Origin of the sequence: Streptomyces sp. Isolate_45, assembly GCF_024721315.2 — a bacterium.
Classification (GTDB): Bacteria; Actinomycetota; Actinomycetes; order Streptomycetales; family Streptomycetaceae; genus Streptomyces.
On sequence record NZ_JANFAK020000069.1, the window covers coordinates 26,704 to 42,183 of the forward strand.

Consider the following 15,480-nt stretch of genomic DNA (forward strand, 5'->3'; position numbering starts at 1 on the left):
AGGCCGCCACCCCGAAGATGCTTGAAGTTGCGCGAAAGAGCCCGCTACCTTGCAGGAACACGCACCCAACGCGCAGGGAGCCCGCATGAGTCACGTCGCGTACGAGTTGGCCACGCAACCCGAATGCTGGGAGCGGGCCGCCGCACTGGCCCCGTCCCGGCGGGCCGTACTGCCGAAGCCCGGAGAACGTACCGCCATCGTCGGGTGCGGCACCTCGTACTACATGGCCCAGGCGGCCGCCGCGCTGCGCGAGGAAGCCGGACAGGGCGAGACCGACGCCTTCCCCGCCTCCGAGTTCCCCCGCCACCGGCGCTACGACCGGGTGGTGGCCCTGACCCGCTCCGGGACCACCACCGAGGTGCTGGACCTCCTCGCCGGACTGAAGGAAGCGGGGGTGGCGACCACGGCCGTGATCGGGGATCCCGACACCCCGGTGATCGCCCTCGCCGACGAACTGGTCGTCCTCGACTTCGCCGACGAACGCTCCGTCGTCCAGACCCGTTTCGCCACCACCGCCCTCACCCTGCTCCGGGCCCACGTCGGCGCGCACACCCCGGCCGCCGTCGCCGACGCCCGCACCGCGCTCGGCACCCCGCTGCCCGCCGGCGCCGAAACCAGGGGCCAGTTCACCTTCCTCGGCCGCGGCTGGAGCGTCGGCCTGGCCCACGAGGCCGCCCTCAAGATGCGCGAGGCCTCCCTGTCGTGGGCCGAGTCCTACCCGGCCATGGAGTACCGGCACGGCCCCGTCAGCGTCACCGGACCCGGCTCCCTCACCTGGTCACTGGGCGGGACCCCCGACGGCATCGCCGAACAGGTACTCGGCACCGGCGCCGCCTGGGTGGCCGGCACGCTCGACCCGCTGGCCGAACTGGTCCGCGTGCACAGGCTCGCCGTCGCCGTCGCCGAGCACCGGGACCTGGACCCCGACGCGCCCCGCAACCTGACCCGCTCGGTCGTCCTCACGAACACCGAGGGAGCCCTCCGATGACCCTCGCCACCACCGGGACCCTCGTCGCGGACGCGGCCGCCGCCGGCCGCGCCGTGGCCGCCTTCAACATCATCACCCTGGAGCACGCCGAGGCCGTGGTCGAGGGAGCCGAACGGGCCGGACTCCCCGTCATCCTCCAACTCAGCGAGAACGCGGTGAAGTTCCGCGGCGGAGCCCTGCTGCCCATCGCCCGCGCCGCGGCGGCCTGCGCCGAGGCCGCCCGGGTCCCCGTCGCCCTGCACCTCGACCACGTCAAGAGCCCCGACCTGCTGCGCCGGGCCGTGGACGCCGGATTCGGGTCGGTGATGTACGACGCCGCGCACCTGCCGTACGCCGAGAACCTGGAGGCCACCCGCTCGGCCGCCGACTGGGCCCACGACAACGGGCTGTGGATCGAGGCCGAACTCGGCGAGGTCGGCGGGAAGAACGGCGCCGCCCCGCTGGACCCGCACGCACCCGGCGCCCGCACCGACCCCGACGAGGCCCGCAGATTCGTCGCCGACTCCGGGGTGGACGCCCTGGCCGTCGCCGTCGGCAGCAGCCACGCCATGACCCGCCGCACCGCCGCGCTGGACCACGCGCTGCTCGCCCGGCTCGCCAAGACGGTCGACGTACCCCTGGTCCTGCACGGCTCCTCCGGCCTGCCGGACGCCGAACTCGCCGCGGCGGTGGCCGGCGGCATCCGCAAGGTCAACATCGGCACCGCCCTGAACGTGGCCATGACCGAAGCCATCCGCACCCACCTGACCCCCGCGGACCCCCGGCCCTACCTCACGGCCGCCCGGACGGCGATGGCGGAGACGGCCGAGGCTATGATCAGCGCCCTGAACTGACGGGACGCGACCGGCCACGGCGCGACGGACCCGGTGGCCGCGACGGCCGGCGGTGGGGGAGCGGGGGCGGGACCATGGACGAACGGCGCGCCCCCGGACGTACCGACCGCCGCCGGTTCCTCGCCTTCGCCGGCGGGGCCGCGCTGCTGCTCGCCGCCGCCGGCGCGGCCGCCCCGTGGCCCGGAGCGGAACCGGATCCGGCGCCCGACCGGTGGCGAGTCCGTACCGACCCCGCCCCCCTGAACAGCCGCTTCGAGCACGCCCTCGGAAGGCTCTCCGACCCCCACTGGCTCGGCTACGACATCGACGCCTCCTCCTCCGACCGCTTCCTCCCCGGCCCCGATTCCCGCATCCGGCTCGTCGGCATCGCCCGGATGCGACCCGGAGCCGCCGCGGGGATCCTCGAACGCTCCGGCCACGTCTTCGCTCCCGTCGATCTCCCCGACCCACCCGGCCCGCTGCGGGTCCACGTGCCGGCCGGGGCGCGGTGGCGGACCGGTCCGGGGTTCGACGCGGCGGCGAACCGGCCCGGTCCGTCGGTCGTGCCGTCGGGCACCCACCGCCTCGACGCGGCCCTCGACCTCGTCTGGTTCGACGTCCTGCTCCTCCACACCTGAGCGGCGGCGCCCCCGGACATCCCACTGAGCGGGAGGACGTCCCCCCGGGCATTGAAGGCGCCGGGCGGGGTGTTTCGTCGGACGGCCGGTACTTCGCCGACCGAAGGGCACCGCCCATGCCGCAGCCGTACCTCCCCTCCCGGTTCGGGGTGTTCCTCGCCCCCTACCACCGCCCCGACCGCGACCCCGCCCTCCAGCTCCGCCGCGACCTCGACCTGGTGGAAGCGCTCGACCGGCTCGGGTACGAGGAGGTGTGGGTCGGTGAACACCACTCCGCCGGCTACGAGATCATCGCCTCGCACGCGCTGGACCGGGGAAGGCCTTCCGACCTTCGGGCGGGCCGTCATCGGCACCGCCGAGGACGCCCGGACCGGGGCAGGCCCTGGTCGAGACCCACGCCTGCGGGATCTGCGGCTCCGACCTCAGCGCCGTCGAGCACACCGCCGAGCTCCTGCGCGCCTCCCGGGACGGCGGAACCACCGGCTTCCTGTTCGACCCGGCCCGTCCCCTGGTGATGGCCACGAGTTCTCCGGCCGGGTACTGGCCTACGGCCCGGGCGCGAGCGGACCCGAACCGGGCACCGGGGTCGTCGCCCTGCCCTGGGCACTCGACCCCGGCGGGGACGTTCGTACCGTCGGCTACAGCAATGCCTTCCCGGGCGGGTTCGGCGAGCGCGTCGTCGTCCAGGCGCAGGCCCTGCTGCCGGTCCCACTCTCCCTGGACCTGACCCTCGCCGCGCTCACCGAACCCCTGGCCGTCGGTTTCGGCAACGTCGCCCGCAGCCCCGCCGGACCGGGCACCTCCGCCGGAGGACGCGCGGGCGGGGGCGAGGATGGGGCCATGAACACCGACCGCCTGCTGCTTCTCGCCCCGCGCCCCAACGACACCGCGCCCCGCCTCGGCGCGGCCGCCGCCCGCCGGGGGATCCGCGCCCTGACCGCCCCGGACTGGAAGGCGCCGGCCGGGACGCCCGACGGCGTACGGGCGCACCTGTACGGCGGGCCGCTGCTCGCCGATTCCGTGGCCGGGGAGCTCGGGATCCTCGCGCTGGAGCCCCCGGCCGACTGGTTGGCCCGGCTGCCGCGGGCGCTGTCGGGGCGGCAGGTCGAGTCCGTCACGCTCGCGGAGGCCCGCCGGTTGCGCAGGCCGGCCTTCGTCAAGCCGCCGACCGACAAGTTCTTCCCGGCGCGGATCTACCCCGACGGCTCGCGGCTGCCCGGCCCCGACGCCTTCGACGACGACCTCCCCGTGCTGGTCAGCGACATCGCGGGCTTCGCCCGGGAGTACCGGCTGTTCGTCCTGGACGGCGCCGTGCACACCGGGAGCCGCTACGCCCTCGGCCCCGCCCTCGATCCGCTTCCGCTCGACGAGGACCCGTACGCCGCCGAGGCGCGGGCCTTCGCCGGTGAACTGCTCACGGATCCGGCCTGCCGGCTGCCCTCGGCCGCGGTGGTCGACGTGGGCCTGCTCCAGGACGGTGGCTGGGCTGCCGTGGAGGCGAATCCGGCCTGGGCCAGTGGTGGTTACGCCTGTGACCCGGAGCGGGTGCTGGACGTGGTGTGCCGCGCGGCGGGACCCGCCGCCGAGGCGGCGGCCGCGGACGCGCCCTTCGCCCGGCCGGTACCCACCGGCGGCCCCGCGAAGCCGTGACCGCCGGACGGGTGTCGGCGCGGCGCCCGGAACACGGGCCCGTTCACGGCGGAGCGGAGCACCGGCCCCGTGCGCGGGCCGGCCGGCCTCCGGGGCCTTCCGAATTCTTGTAACGGGTTCTAGTCTGACCGCCGCCACCACAGAGACCGGCTGGACCGCGAGACTCCCGGAGGGGCCGTGCACCTCGAATACACGCCTGAGCAGCAGCAGTTGCGCACCGAACTGCGTGCCTACTTCGCCGAGCTCGTGCCGCAGGACGTCTACGCCCGCTACGAGGACCCGGCCGCCCAGAAGCGCTTCTACCGCGAGACCATCCGCCGGCTCGGAACGGACGGCTGGCTCGGCGTCGGCTGGCCCGAGGAGTACGGCGGGCGCGGCATGTCGCCCATGGACCAGTTCATCTTCTTCGACGAGGCCGCGCAGGCGGTCGTCCCGCTGCCGTTGATGGCCCTCAACACCGTCGGCCCCACCATCATGCAGTTCGGCACCGAGGAGCAGAAGGCGTACTTCCTGCCCCGGATCCTGGCCGGGGAGATCGACTTCGCCATCGGGTACAGCGAGCCCGACGCCGGAACCGACCTCGCCGCGCTCAAGTGCAAGGCCGTTCGCGAGGGGGACGAGGAGAGCGGCACCTACGTCGTCAACGGGCAGAAGATCTGGACCACCAACGGCGACACCGCGGACTGGGTCTGGCTCGCCGTCCGCACCGACCCGGACGCCCCCGCGCACAAGGGCATCACCATGCTCCTCGTGCCGACCGCCGACCCCGGGTACTCCTGCACCCTCATCAACACCCTCGCCTCGCACGACACCACCGCCAGCTACTACGAGGACATCCGGGTCCCCGCGAGCCGCCGCGTCGGCCAGGAGAACAAGGGCTGGCGCCTGATCACCAACCAGCTCAACCACGAACGGGTCACCCTCGCGGCCCACGGCACCATGGCCATCCGCGCCCTGCACGACGTGCAGCGTTGGGCCGCCGGGACGAAGCTCGCCGACGGCCGTCGGGTCATCGACCTGCCCTGGGTGCGGGGCCGGTTGGCCCGCACCCACACCCGCCTCGACGCGATGAAGCTGCTCAACTGGCAGATGGTGAACGCCGTGCAGTCCGGCACGCTCACCCCGCAGGACGCCTCCGCCGTCAAGGTCTACGGCTCCGAGGCGCGCAGGGACGCCTACGCCTGGCTGATGGAGGTGGTCGGCGCGGCCGGCTCCCTCAAGGACGGCTCCGCCGGAGCGGTCCTGCACGGTGAACTCGAACGCGGCTACCGCAGCGCCGTGATCTTCACCTTCGGTGGCGGCAACAACGAGATCCAGCGCGAGATCATCTCCTGGATCGGCCTGGGCATGCCCCGCGTCCGCCGCTGACCCGGCCGCCACGGCGGAAGTCCGTTTCGGCGCTTTCCGGGGCGCCCTACTGTGGCGCGGTGATGACTGAGGTGATCGTTCTCAACGGTGGTTCCAGCTCGGGCAAGTCCGGGATCGTCCGGTGCCTGCAGGACGTCCTGCCGGATCCGTGGCTCGCCCTGGGCACCGACACGCTGGTCGACGCGATGCCGGCGTCCATGCGGGCGTCGGACGCCGGCATCGAGTTCGCTCCGGACGGAGCGGTGATCGTCGGGCCCGGATTCCGGACGCTGGAGGCGGCATGGATCGCGGGGGTCGCCGCGATGGCCCGGGCGGGGGCCCGGGTCATCGTCGACGAGGTCTTCCTCGGCGGAGCGGATTCGCAGCGGCGGTGGCAACAGGCCTTGCGCGACGTACGGGTGTTGTGGGTCGGCGTCCGGTGCGACGGCGCGGTCGCCGCGGGCCGTGAGGTCGCACGGGGCGACCGGGTCGTCGGGATGGCCGCGTCCCAGGCGGAGCTGGTCCACCGGGGCGTGACCTACGACCTGGAGGTGGACACCACGCACGCCGAGGCGTTGGAGTGCGCACGGACCATCGCCGCACACGTCGGGTGATCGACGACGGCCCGGCCATCGGGCCCGGGTGCCCCCGGCGGCGTGAATCATGCGGTCCGCTTCGCCGGGTCGCGGCGTTTTATGTGCATATGTTGGTGATCGGGTGCGCTGCGCAAAGGTGAATCGCACGGTTATGAAGCCGCGCAGCGGCCGTCGAGGCCGAAAAGGCGCGTCCCCGTGGGTCAGGATTCAGATGTGCGGGAGCGAATGCCCCCGCCACCCGCAGTAGCCCCGCCGACCCCCTGACCAGGGGTTTCGCTGTCGACCCCCGCACCCGCCGCGGCTTTGCCATGCCCTCGCGCGGGTGGGGGACGGGGCCCCACCGACCCTTCCAGGAGACATGAACGTGTCCACCACCACCGCGGCCGCCTTCATCGCCGACACCCACACCGGCCTGCCGATCCCGGCCGACCCGGTCTTCGCGTCCGTCGCGGACGAGCGCCGCCACCGCAAGCAGCGACTCGCCGCCGCCATGCGACTGTTCGGCAAGGCGGGCTACGCGGAAGGCATATCCGGCCACATCTCCGTACGCGACCCGGAGGACCTCGACACCTTCTGGGTCAACCCGTTCGGCGTCTCCTTCAACCGCGTCCGCGTCGCCGACCTGATCCGCGTCGACGCCGCGGGCCGCGTCGTCGACGGCACCGGCAAGGTCAATCCGAGCGCCTTCACCATCCACTCCAAGATCCACGAGCGCCCCGAGGCCAACGCCATCGCGCACGGCCACACCGTCCACGCCCGCGCCCTCGGCGCCCTGGAGCGGCTCCTGGAGCCCTACGACCAGGAATCCGCCGCCTTCTACCAGGACCAGGTGCTCTACGGGGACTACGAAGGCCCGGCCATCAAGATCGAGCACGGCGAGGACATCGCGGACCGCCTCGGCGCCAAGCGCGCCATGCTGCTGCGCCACCACGGACTGATCACCGTCGGCGGCTCCCTGGAGGAAGCCGTCCACTGGTTCTTCACCTACGAGAGCTGCGCCCAGGTCCAGTTGCTCGCCCTCGCCGCGGGCCGCCCCGTCCCGATGTCCCACCAGCAGGCCCTGCTGGCCCGCGACGGCTTCGGTGACCAGCAGCTGGGCCGCTACAGCTTCCAGATCATGTGGGACGAGATCACGGCCGAACAGCCCGACCTGCTCGACGAATAGCACCGGGCAGCGACGCGCAGACCCGCCGGCCGCACCAGATCCCAGGAAGCAATCATGAGCTCAACCGCCTCACCGCGCGCGGAAGCGCGCACCATCCTCATCATCGTCGCGATCGTGCAGTTCGTCATCGGCGGCTGGTTCTCGTGGTCGGCCTCCCACGCCGCGCCGCGCGACCTGCCCGTCCTCGTGGTCTCGGCCCCGGGCTCCGACCAGCTCACCGAGCGGCTGCTGGCGAGCGCCCCGGGTGCGTACGAGGTCAAGGACGTCGCCACCGCCGAGGACGCGGACGCCGCCCTGCGCGAACGCGATGCGTACGGCGCCCTGCTGCCCACCGCGGGCGGCGGCCTGGAACTCCACCTCGCCTCCGCCGCCTCGCCCACCGTCGCGCAGACCCTGACCGGCCGGGCGCAGGCACTCGCCGCCGGCCCGGTCCGCGTCACCGACGTGGTGCCCGCCGACCCCGACGACCCGCACGGCGCGGGCCTGTCCATGGGCTTCCTGCCGCTGCTCATCACCGCCGTCATCGCCGGTCTGCTCTTCGTCCTCAAGGTGCGCTCCGCCGCCGCCAAGCTCATGGGCACCGTCGGGTTCGCCGTCGTCTCCGGCCTGCTCAGCTCCCTCATGCTCACCCACCTGAGCGGGGTCCTGCCCGGCGACTACCTCGTCAACGCCGGCATCATCGCCCTGCTGGAACTCGCCATGGTCGGCGTCATCACCGGTCTCGGTTCACTGATCGGCCCGCCCGGCATCGCCGTCGGCGCGGTCCTGATGTTCGTCATCGGCAACCCGCTCTCCGGCCTGGCCTCGGCCCCGGAGATGCTGCCCCAGCCGCTCGGCACCCTCGGCCAGTTCCTTCCCGCCGGCGCCGCGGCCGGACTCCTGCGCACCGTCGGCCCCTTCGACGGAGCGGGCGCGGGCGGACCCGTGCTCGTCCTCGTCGCCTGGGCGCTGATCGGCCTGGCCCTCCTCTGGGCGAGCTCCCGGCGCAAGCCCGCCGGCCCGCCGCAGGGCGCCGCCCGCGACTCCGCCCCCGCCGGCGAACCGCGTCCCGCGACCGCCTCGGCGCACTGAACTCCCGGCGCCCCGGGGCGCCCGCCTCCACACCACCTCATGAAGGTCGACATCACCATGAACACAAGTGACCGCCCGCCGACGCGCATCGGCCTGGTCGGCGGAGGGGCCGCCGCCGTGTGCCTGCTCGACCGGCTCTCCCGCACCCCGGGCCGCGGCCTCGGACCGATCACCGTCTTCGAACCCTCGCGGAACCTGTGGCGCGGCCGCGCCTACCAGCACGACGCCGACTCGGTCCTCGCCAACATCATCCCGGCCGAGATGAGCGCCCGCACCGGGGCCCCCGACGACTTCCGGCGCTGGCTCGACGCGTCCGGGCTCCCCCACGGGGAGGGCGACTACGCGGCCGAGGGCTACTTCCCGCCGCGTCACGTCTTCGGCGACTACCTGGAGCGCACCGCCGAGAACGCCATCGGTGAACTCTCCCTGGGCGGCCGGCCCGTCCGGATCGTCCGCGACACCGTCGTCGCCGCCCGGGAGGCGGCCGACGAGGTGGTCCTGACCAGCGGTGACGGCCGTACGCACACCTTCGACTACGTGATCTGCGCCGTCGGCGCCGGCCGCCCCGCCGACCACTACGAACTGGCGGGCAGCCCCGGCTACTTCGGCGACCCGTACCCGCTGAACACGACGGTCGCCGGCATTCCGCGCGGCGCCGACGTCACCGTCCTGGGCACCGGACTGGCCGCGGTGGACGCCGTCGTCACCCTCCAGGCCCACGGGCACCGCGGCCGCGTCACCATGGCGTCCCGCAACGGCGCCCTGCCGGCCGTCCGCCAGCGGCCCGTCCACCCGGAGATCGCGCACTTCACCCCCGCTGCCCTGCACGCCGCCGCGGCCCGCGGCGACGACGGGCGGATCGGCCTGGGCGACGTACTGGACCTCCTGGTAAGGGAATTGGCGGAACACGGGTCCGACCCGTCCGTCGTCCTCGCCGAACTGTTCTCCCTCGGCGTGGAGGCACCGCTGGACCGGCTGAGCCGCCAGTACGACTGCATCGACGCGGCCGATACCGGCATGCGGGTCATGCAGCACGTCGTCCCGGAGAGCGGCCCCGACGCGTGGACCCTGCTGCGCCCCGAGGACCAGGAGTTCATCCGGGAGACCCACTACCGGGCCGTGATGAGCCTGTGCTGCCCGATGCCGCCCGCCAACGCGCGCAAGCTGCTGGAACTGCGCGAGGCCGGCCGGCTGCGGGTCCTGCGCGGCCTGTGGAACGTCAAGGCGCTGTCCGACTCCGGGTTCCACGTCGGGGCCGAGGGCGACGACTACCGCACCGACGTCGTCATCAACGCCGTCAGCGCCCCCTCCCACCGGGTGCCGGCCCAGGCCCGACCGTTCGTCGACTCGCTCGTCGAGGACGGCATCGGCGAGTACCACCCGCACGGCGGCCTGCACATCGAGCCGTCGACCAGCCGCGCGGTGGGCGCGGGCCGGGCCCACCGGCGGATGCACGCGATCGGCGACATGGGCGCCGGGACGCTGTTCTTCACCTCCGGCATGCCCTCGGTACTCGAACGGGCGGACGACATCGTCCGGGCGGTCGTCGAGGACATCACCGCGACGAGGACGGGGGAGGAGGCCGCGTGAACACGATTACCCGCAGGGACGTGGTGAGGGCCGCCATGACCACGGCCGTCGTCCTCGGAACCAGCGCGGCCGTCGCGCCCATCGTCCTGGCCGACCCGGCCCCCGGCAGCGGAACCCGCCCCGACGGCGGAGCCGATCCGGTGCCGCCCGCCAAAACCTTCGACGAGGTGTACCGCGGCCGTCGCATCCAGGGCGGGCCGACGCCCGTTCGGTACGCCTCCTCCCGCAGCGGCGCCCCGGCGACCGGACCCGGCATCGAGGTCAGCATCGACGGCCGCCCCCTGCACGTGATGCGGCGGGCCGACGGCACCTACCTCAGCCTGGTCAACCACTACCAGTCCTTCGCGACCCCCCTGGAGGTGGCCCGGGCGGCGGTCGACGAGATCGGCACCGCGCAACTGTCGACGGCGCGACTCCACCAGCACACGGCATGAAGTCGAGGAACGAGCACACGTGTACACGCGCAAGAACCAGAAGGACCTCACCGCGGACGAGCGCGCGGCCTTCGTCAACGCGGTCCTGGAGATCAAACGGCGGGGGGTCTACGACGAGTTCGTGCGGCTGCACGGCCAGTACTTCGTGTCCGACGGCGAGGGCGGACAGCGGGTGGGACACATGTCCCCGTCGTTCTTCCCGTGGCACCGCCAGTACCTGTTGGAGTTCGAACGGGCCCTCCAACAGGTCGACCCGAAGGTGACGCTGCCCTACTGGGACTGGACGGTCGACCGGTCGACGACCTCGGGACTGTGGGCCGACGACTTCCTCGGCGGCAACGGCCGCGCGGGCGACCGCCGGGTCATGACCGGGCCCTTCGCCCACGACGCGGGCCGCTGGTCCGTGAACGTGGGGGTCACGGAGGAGAAGTACCTGATGCGCGACTTCGGCCGGCCGGCCGACCCGGTCGCGCTCCCCACCCCCGCCGAACTGGCCCTGGCCGTCGACGACCCGGTGTACGACACCTCCCCCTGGGACTCCACCTCCACCACCGCGGGCTTCCGCAACAAGGTCGAGGGCTGGACGGTCGGGGAGGCGGAGGGCTGGCACAACCACAACCGCGTCCACCTGTGGGTCGGCGGCCAGATGACGGGCGGAACCTCGCCCAACGACCCGGTCTTCTGGCTCCACCACACCTTCATCGACCTGATCTGGGCGCGCTGGCAGCGCCGCCACCCGGGCGCGGGCTACGAGCCGAGCCGGCCCGTACCCGCCGGCGACCCCCAGCACGGCCGGGTCATCAGCCTCGACGAGCCGATGTCGCCCTGGCAGGTGCGGCCCTCCGCGCTCCTCGACCACACCCGCTTCTACCAGTACGCCGAATGACGCGCGACCGGGTCCGAACCCCGGCCGCGCACCCCACCGGAAACCACAACGGCCCCACCAACGGCCGCACACACGGAGGAACCGTCATGCGCATCCGTCACACCGTCCCGGCCCTCGCCGCCGCCCTGATCGCCCTGGCCGGGACCCCGGCCGCACAGGCCGCCACCGCTCCGGCGCCCGCCGCCTCCGGCGCGGGTGTCCGCGCCGAGGTCCCGGCGTTCGCGGGCCACACGTACGTCCTGACGCTCGACAACGGCGCCGTCCTGCGCAACACGTACTCCGCCGACGGCTCCACCCTCGACTGGACCGCACTGGCCGGCCCGATGGCCGGGCACAGCGGGCAGGAGCGGCTCTCCGTCCGGGCCGTCGGCGAGGGCCTGTACTTCGTCAACTGGGTCGAAGCCTCCGGCATGACCGTCAGCCACGTCATGGACCTCGGCCGCGGCACCGTCAGCGTCTACTGGACGTACGGGACCCCCGACGGCGGCCGCGTCGGCGAACTGCACACGGCGACGCTCCAGCGCGCCTCTTCTTGACCGGCACGGTGAGGGGGGGGGGGGGGCCCCCCCCCCCCGGGGCGCCCCCCCCCCCCCCCCGCCCGGGACGGATCCCGCGCCGCGGGGAGCGTCCCGTCGGGCGCGGCGCGGCGCTTCGCGGCCGCCGTCGGCCGGGGGAGCTCCCGGCCGCGGCCCGTGCCGCCCGCTCGGGATCAGACCTCGCGCCACCGGGCCATCGCCCAGGAGAACACTCCGAAGAGCATCAGCCCGACGGCGACCACGACCAGCAGCCACGGCCCCGCAGCGGTCTGGGTGAACGCCCTCAGCGTGTCGTCCGTGCCCTTGGCCTGCGCCGGGTCGTAGCGCACCGCCGCGTACACGATGAAGCCCCCGACCGCGGTGAACACGGCGCCCCGGGCCGCCCCACCGGCCACCCCGATGAAGGTGACGGCCTTGCGCAACCCCTGCGACACACCGTTCATGGAGAGGTGCTTGAGGAAGCTGCGCCTGATCGCCTGCACGGCGATGACCACACCCGCGACGGCGATCCCGAGGCCGGCCGCACCCACGAGCCACTGACCGGCGGGCAGGTCCAGCGCCTTCGCCGTCACATCGCGGGACTGCTGGTCCCCGGAACTCCCGCCACCGCCCGCCGCGAACGACAGGACGGAGAACGCGACCGCCGCGTAGAAGACCGTCCGGCCGGCCGAGGCCAGCCGCTTCGTCGGCTTGCCGCCGTCGGGTCCGGCCGCGCCGAAGACCGCCTCCGACAGGCGCCACAGCATCATTCCGACGAGCCCGATGCCGACGGCCCAGATGAGGACGACGCCGAAGGGCTTGCCCGCGAGTTCCTGGAGGGCGCCCTGCCGGTCGGCTTCCTGGCCCCCGCCACCGAAGGCCACGCGCAGGGCCAGCAGCCCGATCAGCGCGTAGAGCACCCCGCGTGCCACGAGTCCGCTGCGGGCGGTGACCTCCCGGCCGTCGCCGCCACGAGAAGCGGTCCGCACGCCCTTGTTCGCGATCACGTTGTTCATCACGGCCGGACCTCGCCCCGGCCGGCGCCGGTTTCGGTTCCGCGCGACTCGATGAACACCTTGAACCGCTTCAGATCGCCGGCGACCTGGCGCTTGACGATGCCGAGCTTGTCGGCGACGGTCTCGGCCACCCCGTCCGGTATCCAAGTCATGTGCAGGACAACCTTGGTGGTGCTCGCGTCGATCGGTTGGAAGGTGACCATGCCGGCCTGACGCGGTTCACCGTCCACCGTCATCCACGCGACGCGCCGGTCCGGGTGCCGGTCGGTGATCTGCGCGTCGAACTCCCGGTGCACCCCGTTCACGTTCGTCACCCAGTGGGTGAGGGTGTCGGTGTGCTGGTCGACCCGTTCGACGCCTTCCATGAAGGCCGGGAACGCGTCGAACCGCGTCCACTGGTTGTAGGCCGTGCGTACGGGGACGTTGACCTCCACGTACTCCTCGACGTGCGACATGCGCACCCCTTCCGTGTCGTCGGCTGCCCGCACCCCGGCGGTGCGGTGCGGAGCGCCGATCCGAGGGCCTTTCAGGGCCCGACTACTCGGCTACCCGGCCGCATGCGCCGCATGCGCGGGTTGTCGGGCGCCGGGCCAGGTCAGGCGTACCGGCGGTCGTACGAGCACCGGTAAAGCAGGACGGCGGCCGCACGCGGTGCCCGGGGGGACGGGACACCGGCGTGCGACCGCCGATCTCGGCGACTCACCGCCCCGCTCGAACGGTGACTCGCCGACACTCACCCGTATGGCCCGGATCCGGAGGCCGAAACAGGAGCCCGCGAAAAATCTCCTGACGGTGGCCGACCCAAGCCCCCGCCGCAGCCCCCGCCCCGGCCTCCGCGCCGCTGTCGCGCCCACCCCGGGGCCGGACCCCCGGTGTCGGCTCCACCCGGCGGGGCAAGCGCGTGAAGTCCATGCCGCCTACATCCGCTGAGGAGATATGAACAGCGCTCTTCGCTTGCTGACCGTCCTGGGGGGCTCGCTCCTGCTGACCTTCGTGGCCGGCTGGGCCGTCGACCTGCTCCTGCGCCGGGCCGACGCGCGCCACCCCGAAACGCCCCTGTGGAACCTGCTGCGCCGCTGCCGCCGTGCCCTGCAGATCGTGCTGCTCGCCGCCCTGCTGCGGGGCGCGTACCGGCAGATCGCCTGGCCACCGCTGCAGGACAACGCCGCCACCGTGGGCCGGATCCTCTCGCTCACCCTGATAGGCGCGGGGGCCTGGCTGATCGTGGCCGTGACCTCCGCCGTCGTCGAGTCGGCGTACGCCCGCTACGCGACCAGCACCCGCGACCCGGCCCGGGTGCGCCGTGTCCGCACCCAGGTGACGCTGATCATGCGGGTCGTGACGGTCGTCGTGGCCGTCGTCGCCATCGCCGCGATGCTCCTCACCTTCCCGAGCTTCCGCGCGCTCGGCACCTCGATGCTCGCCTCCGCCGGAATCATCGGAATCGTGGCCGGCGTCGCCGCCCAGTCCACCCTCGGCAACCTCTTCGCCGGATTCCAGATCGCGTTCGGAGACATGGTCCGCATCGGGGACACGGTCGTGGTGGCCGGTGAGTGGGGAGTGGTCGAGGACGTCACCCTCACGTTCCTCGCCGTACGGACCTGGGACGAACGCCGGATCACGATGCCCGTCTCGTACTTCACCACCCGGCCCTTCGAGAACTGGTCCCGGGGCGGCGTCCAGATGACCGGCACCGTCTTCTTCCACTGCGACCACTCCGCACCGGTGGACCTCATGCGCGACAAGGTGCACGAGATCCTGCACCACTGCCCGGAGTGGGACGGCCGGGGCTGGGACGTCGCCGTCACCGAGACGACCCCCTCCACCATGGTGGTGCGCGCGATCGTCACGGCCAAGGACGCCGACGACCTGTGGACCGTCCGCTGCGCGGTACGGGAACAGCTGATCGCCTGGCTCACGGAGAAGCACCCGGACGCCCTGCCCCGGCTGGTCCTCGCCGCGGCACCCGAGGCCGCGGGCCCGTCACTCGACGGGCCGTTCGGCGGGGCGGCCCCGCGCGGTACGAAGGGCGGGCCGGCTTGACCGGCTCCGTCCACCACGTGGTGCACGGAGGGGCCCTCTGTGTGAGCGTGGAGGTGCCCGGTCCAGGAGCGGGGGCGAACCCCCGCGCGTGTGGCAGGGGTCCGGCGGGCGGCACGGCCCGACCGGACCCCTGCCACTGCCGCACGTTCGGGACGAACAGGTTCCGAGCCCGGCGAGGTTCCGCCCGAGAACGACATGACACGGCACGACACAGCACAGCACAGCACAGCACGACGCGACGCGACACGAGAGGTGGCACCCGATGACCAGCCAGGACAAGGACAACCCCGTGGCCGAAGTGGGAGTGACGGTCGGCGACTGTTCTCCGGAGGACGCGCACACCGTCCTCGACCTGCTCGAACACTCCTTCTCCGCGGAGTCCGGCGCCGGCCGGTCCGCCGGATCCGGTCGCAGCGCGACCGTGTGGAGCGCGACCCTCGACGCGGCGAAGCCGACGGCGGGACAGGCAAACCCCGTTCGGCTCACGGACACCGTCAGCGTCACCCTCCAAGGAGGACCCCGCGCGGTCGAGCGGGTGAAGGCGGCACTCGCCGGTCACTTCACGGTCGAGGACACGGGCGCCGTCTCGGGCGACCAGGAACAGGAGATCGGACTGCGCGTCCGCTCCTGACCGGCCGGGCCGTGGGGGACGGGCCCGTGGCGGCCTGTCCCGCGGCGCGCCGACGGTCACGGGCACAGAGCCGTGCCGGTCACGGCGGCCGGCCCGAC

General features: G+C 73.3%; 17 protein-coding genes. 15 read left to right on the forward strand and 2 right to left on the reverse strand.

Translation table 11 applies throughout. The annotated features are described in order from the left end of the window. Positions 1–85 precede the first annotated feature (85 nt). The 13 genes from NOD94_RS22170 to NOD94_RS22230 all read left to right on the forward strand — a co-directional run bounded on the left by NOD94_RS22170 (position 86) and on the right by NOD94_RS22230 (position 11,713). Positions 86–988, forward strand: a complete 903-nt coding sequence (locus NOD94_RS22170; protein ID WP_281207783.1) for an SIS domain-containing protein — start codon at positions 86–88, stop codon at positions 986–988. Then, positions 985–1,821: a class II fructose-bisphosphate aldolase gene (locus tag NOD94_RS22175; RefSeq protein WP_281207784.1), complete on the forward strand. Its 837-nt coding sequence runs from the start codon at positions 985–987 to the stop codon at positions 1,819–1,821. Before NOD94_RS22170 ends, NOD94_RS22175 begins: the two co-directional genes overlap by 4 nt. Before the next feature lie 74 nt (positions 1,822–1,895). Then, positions 1,896–2,438 (forward strand): hypothetical protein, encoded by a 543-nt coding sequence (locus NOD94_RS22180; protein WP_281207785.1) that lies wholly within the window; start codon positions 1,896–1,898, stop codon positions 2,436–2,438. A 116-nt stretch (positions 2,439–2,554) separates the two neighbouring features. Further along, positions 2,555–2,953, forward strand: a complete 399-nt coding sequence (locus tag NOD94_RS22185) for an LLM class flavin-dependent oxidoreductase (RefSeq protein WP_281207786.1) — start codon at positions 2,555–2,557, stop codon at positions 2,951–2,953. Between the two features lie 325 nt (positions 2,954–3,278). After that, on the forward strand, positions 3,279–4,088 hold the full coding sequence (locus NOD94_RS22190; RefSeq protein ID WP_281207787.1) for an ATP-grasp domain-containing protein: 810 nt from the start codon (positions 3,279–3,281) through the stop codon (positions 4,086–4,088). A gap of 177 nt (positions 4,089–4,265) precedes the next feature. Continuing rightward, entirely contained in the window at positions 4,266–5,456 is a 1,191-nt protein-coding gene (locus NOD94_RS22195; protein ID WP_281207788.1) for an acyl-CoA dehydrogenase family protein, read from the forward strand. A gap of 62 nt (positions 5,457–5,518) precedes the next feature. After that, complete coding sequence (gene cpt / locus NOD94_RS22200; protein ID WP_281207801.1) at positions 5,519–6,049, forward strand: chloramphenicol phosphotransferase CPT; 531 nt, start codon at positions 5,519–5,521, stop codon at positions 6,047–6,049. A gap of 346 nt (positions 6,050–6,395) precedes the next feature. Continuing rightward, positions 6,396–7,196, forward strand: a complete 801-nt coding sequence (locus NOD94_RS22205) for a class II aldolase/adducin family protein (protein WP_281207789.1) — start codon at positions 6,396–6,398, stop codon at positions 7,194–7,196. Between the two features lie 54 nt (positions 7,197–7,250). After that, positions 7,251–8,267: an ABC transporter permease gene (locus NOD94_RS22210; protein ID WP_281207790.1), complete on the forward strand. Its 1,017-nt coding sequence runs from the start codon at positions 7,251–7,253 to the stop codon at positions 8,265–8,267. A 57-nt stretch (positions 8,268–8,324) separates the two neighbouring features. Then, positions 8,325–9,857, forward strand: coding sequence for an FAD/NAD(P)-binding protein (locus NOD94_RS22215; protein ID WP_281207791.1), 1,533 nt, complete (start codon positions 8,325–8,327; stop codon positions 9,855–9,857). Next, a complete protein-coding gene (locus tag NOD94_RS22220) occupies positions 9,854–10,291 on the forward strand; it encodes a tyrosinase family oxidase copper chaperone (protein ID WP_281207792.1) in 438 nt (145 codons plus the stop codon). Before NOD94_RS22215 ends, NOD94_RS22220 begins: the two co-directional genes overlap by 4 nt. Before the next feature lie 19 nt (positions 10,292–10,310). After that, on the forward strand, positions 10,311–11,177 hold the full coding sequence (locus NOD94_RS22225; RefSeq protein WP_281207793.1) for a tyrosinase family protein: 867 nt from the start codon (positions 10,311–10,313) through the stop codon (positions 11,175–11,177). An 86-nt stretch (positions 11,178–11,263) separates the two neighbouring features. Further along, positions 11,264–11,713 carry a MoaF N-terminal domain-containing protein gene (locus NOD94_RS22230; protein ID WP_281207794.1) on the forward strand — a complete coding sequence of 150 codons (450 nt, stop codon included), beginning with the start codon at positions 11,264–11,266 and terminating at the stop codon, positions 11,711–11,713. A gap of 173 nt (positions 11,714–11,886) precedes the next feature. Here the strand turns inward: NOD94_RS22230 and NOD94_RS22235 are convergent, their stop codons facing one another. Both NOD94_RS22235 and NOD94_RS22240 read right to left on the reverse strand, forming a co-directional pair. Further along, positions 11,887–12,708 carry a DUF1206 domain-containing protein gene (locus NOD94_RS22235; RefSeq protein ID WP_281207795.1) on the reverse strand — a complete coding sequence of 274 codons (822 nt, stop codon included), beginning with the start codon at positions 12,706–12,708 and terminating at the stop codon, positions 11,887–11,889. After that, entirely contained in the window at positions 12,708–13,163 is a 456-nt protein-coding gene (locus tag NOD94_RS22240) for an SRPBCC family protein (RefSeq protein WP_281207796.1), read from the reverse strand. The genes NOD94_RS22235 and NOD94_RS22240 overlap by 1 nt, the downstream gene beginning before the upstream one ends. Before the next feature lie 481 nt (positions 13,164–13,644). Here NOD94_RS22240 and NOD94_RS22245 point away from each other — a divergent pair, with 481 nt between their 5' ends. Beyond that, positions 13,645–14,751, forward strand: a complete 1,107-nt coding sequence (locus NOD94_RS22245) for a mechanosensitive ion channel domain-containing protein (RefSeq protein ID WP_281207797.1) — start codon at positions 13,645–13,647, stop codon at positions 14,749–14,751. A 262-nt stretch (positions 14,752–15,013) separates the two neighbouring features. Beyond that, entirely contained in the window at positions 15,014–15,382 is a 369-nt protein-coding gene (locus NOD94_RS22250) for a hypothetical protein (RefSeq protein WP_281207798.1), read from the forward strand. Positions 15,383–15,480: the final 98 nt, after the last annotated feature.

What these genes read in the sequence shown, in the direction of transcription:
- NOD94_RS22170 (WP_281207783.1), top strand. Translation starts at nt 86, where the DNA reads ATGAGTCACGTCGCGTACGAGTTGGCCACGCAACCCGAATGCTGGGAG.
- NOD94_RS22175 (WP_281207784.1), top strand. Translation starts at nt 985, where the DNA reads ATGACCCTCGCCACCACCGGGACCCTCGTCGCGGACGCGGCCGCCGCC.
- NOD94_RS22180 (WP_281207785.1), top strand. Translation starts at nt 1,896, where the DNA reads ATGGACGAACGGCGCGCCCCCGGACGTACCGACCGCCGCCGGTTCCTC.
- NOD94_RS22185 (WP_281207786.1), top strand. Translation starts at nt 2,555, where the DNA reads ATGCCGCAGCCGTACCTCCCCTCCCGGTTCGGGGTGTTCCTCGCCCCC.
- NOD94_RS22190 (WP_281207787.1), top strand. Translation starts at nt 3,279, where the DNA reads ATGAACACCGACCGCCTGCTGCTTCTCGCCCCGCGCCCCAACGACACC.
- cpt (WP_281207801.1), top strand. Translation starts at nt 5,519, where the DNA reads ATGACTGAGGTGATCGTTCTCAACGGTGGTTCCAGCTCGGGCAAGTCC.
- NOD94_RS22210 (WP_281207790.1), top strand. Translation starts at nt 7,251, where the DNA reads ATGAGCTCAACCGCCTCACCGCGCGCGGAAGCGCGCACCATCCTCATC.
- NOD94_RS22215 (WP_281207791.1), top strand. Translation starts at nt 8,325, where the DNA reads ATGAACACAAGTGACCGCCCGCCGACGCGCATCGGCCTGGTCGGCGGA.
- NOD94_RS22230 (WP_281207794.1), top strand. Translation starts at nt 11,264, where the DNA reads ATGCGCATCCGTCACACCGTCCCGGCCCTCGCCGCCGCCCTGATCGCC.
- NOD94_RS22235 (WP_281207795.1), bottom strand. Translation starts at nt 12,708, where the DNA reads ATGAACAACGTGATCGCGAACAAGGGCGTGCGGACCGCTTCTCGTGGC.
- NOD94_RS22240 (WP_281207796.1), bottom strand. Translation starts at nt 13,163, where the DNA reads ATGTCGCACGTCGAGGAGTACGTGGAGGTCAACGTCCCCGTACGCACG.
- NOD94_RS22245 (WP_281207797.1), top strand. Translation starts at nt 13,645, where the DNA reads ATGAACAGCGCTCTTCGCTTGCTGACCGTCCTGGGGGGCTCGCTCCTG.
- NOD94_RS22250 (WP_281207798.1), top strand. Translation starts at nt 15,014, where the DNA reads ATGACCAGCCAGGACAAGGACAACCCCGTGGCCGAAGTGGGAGTGACG.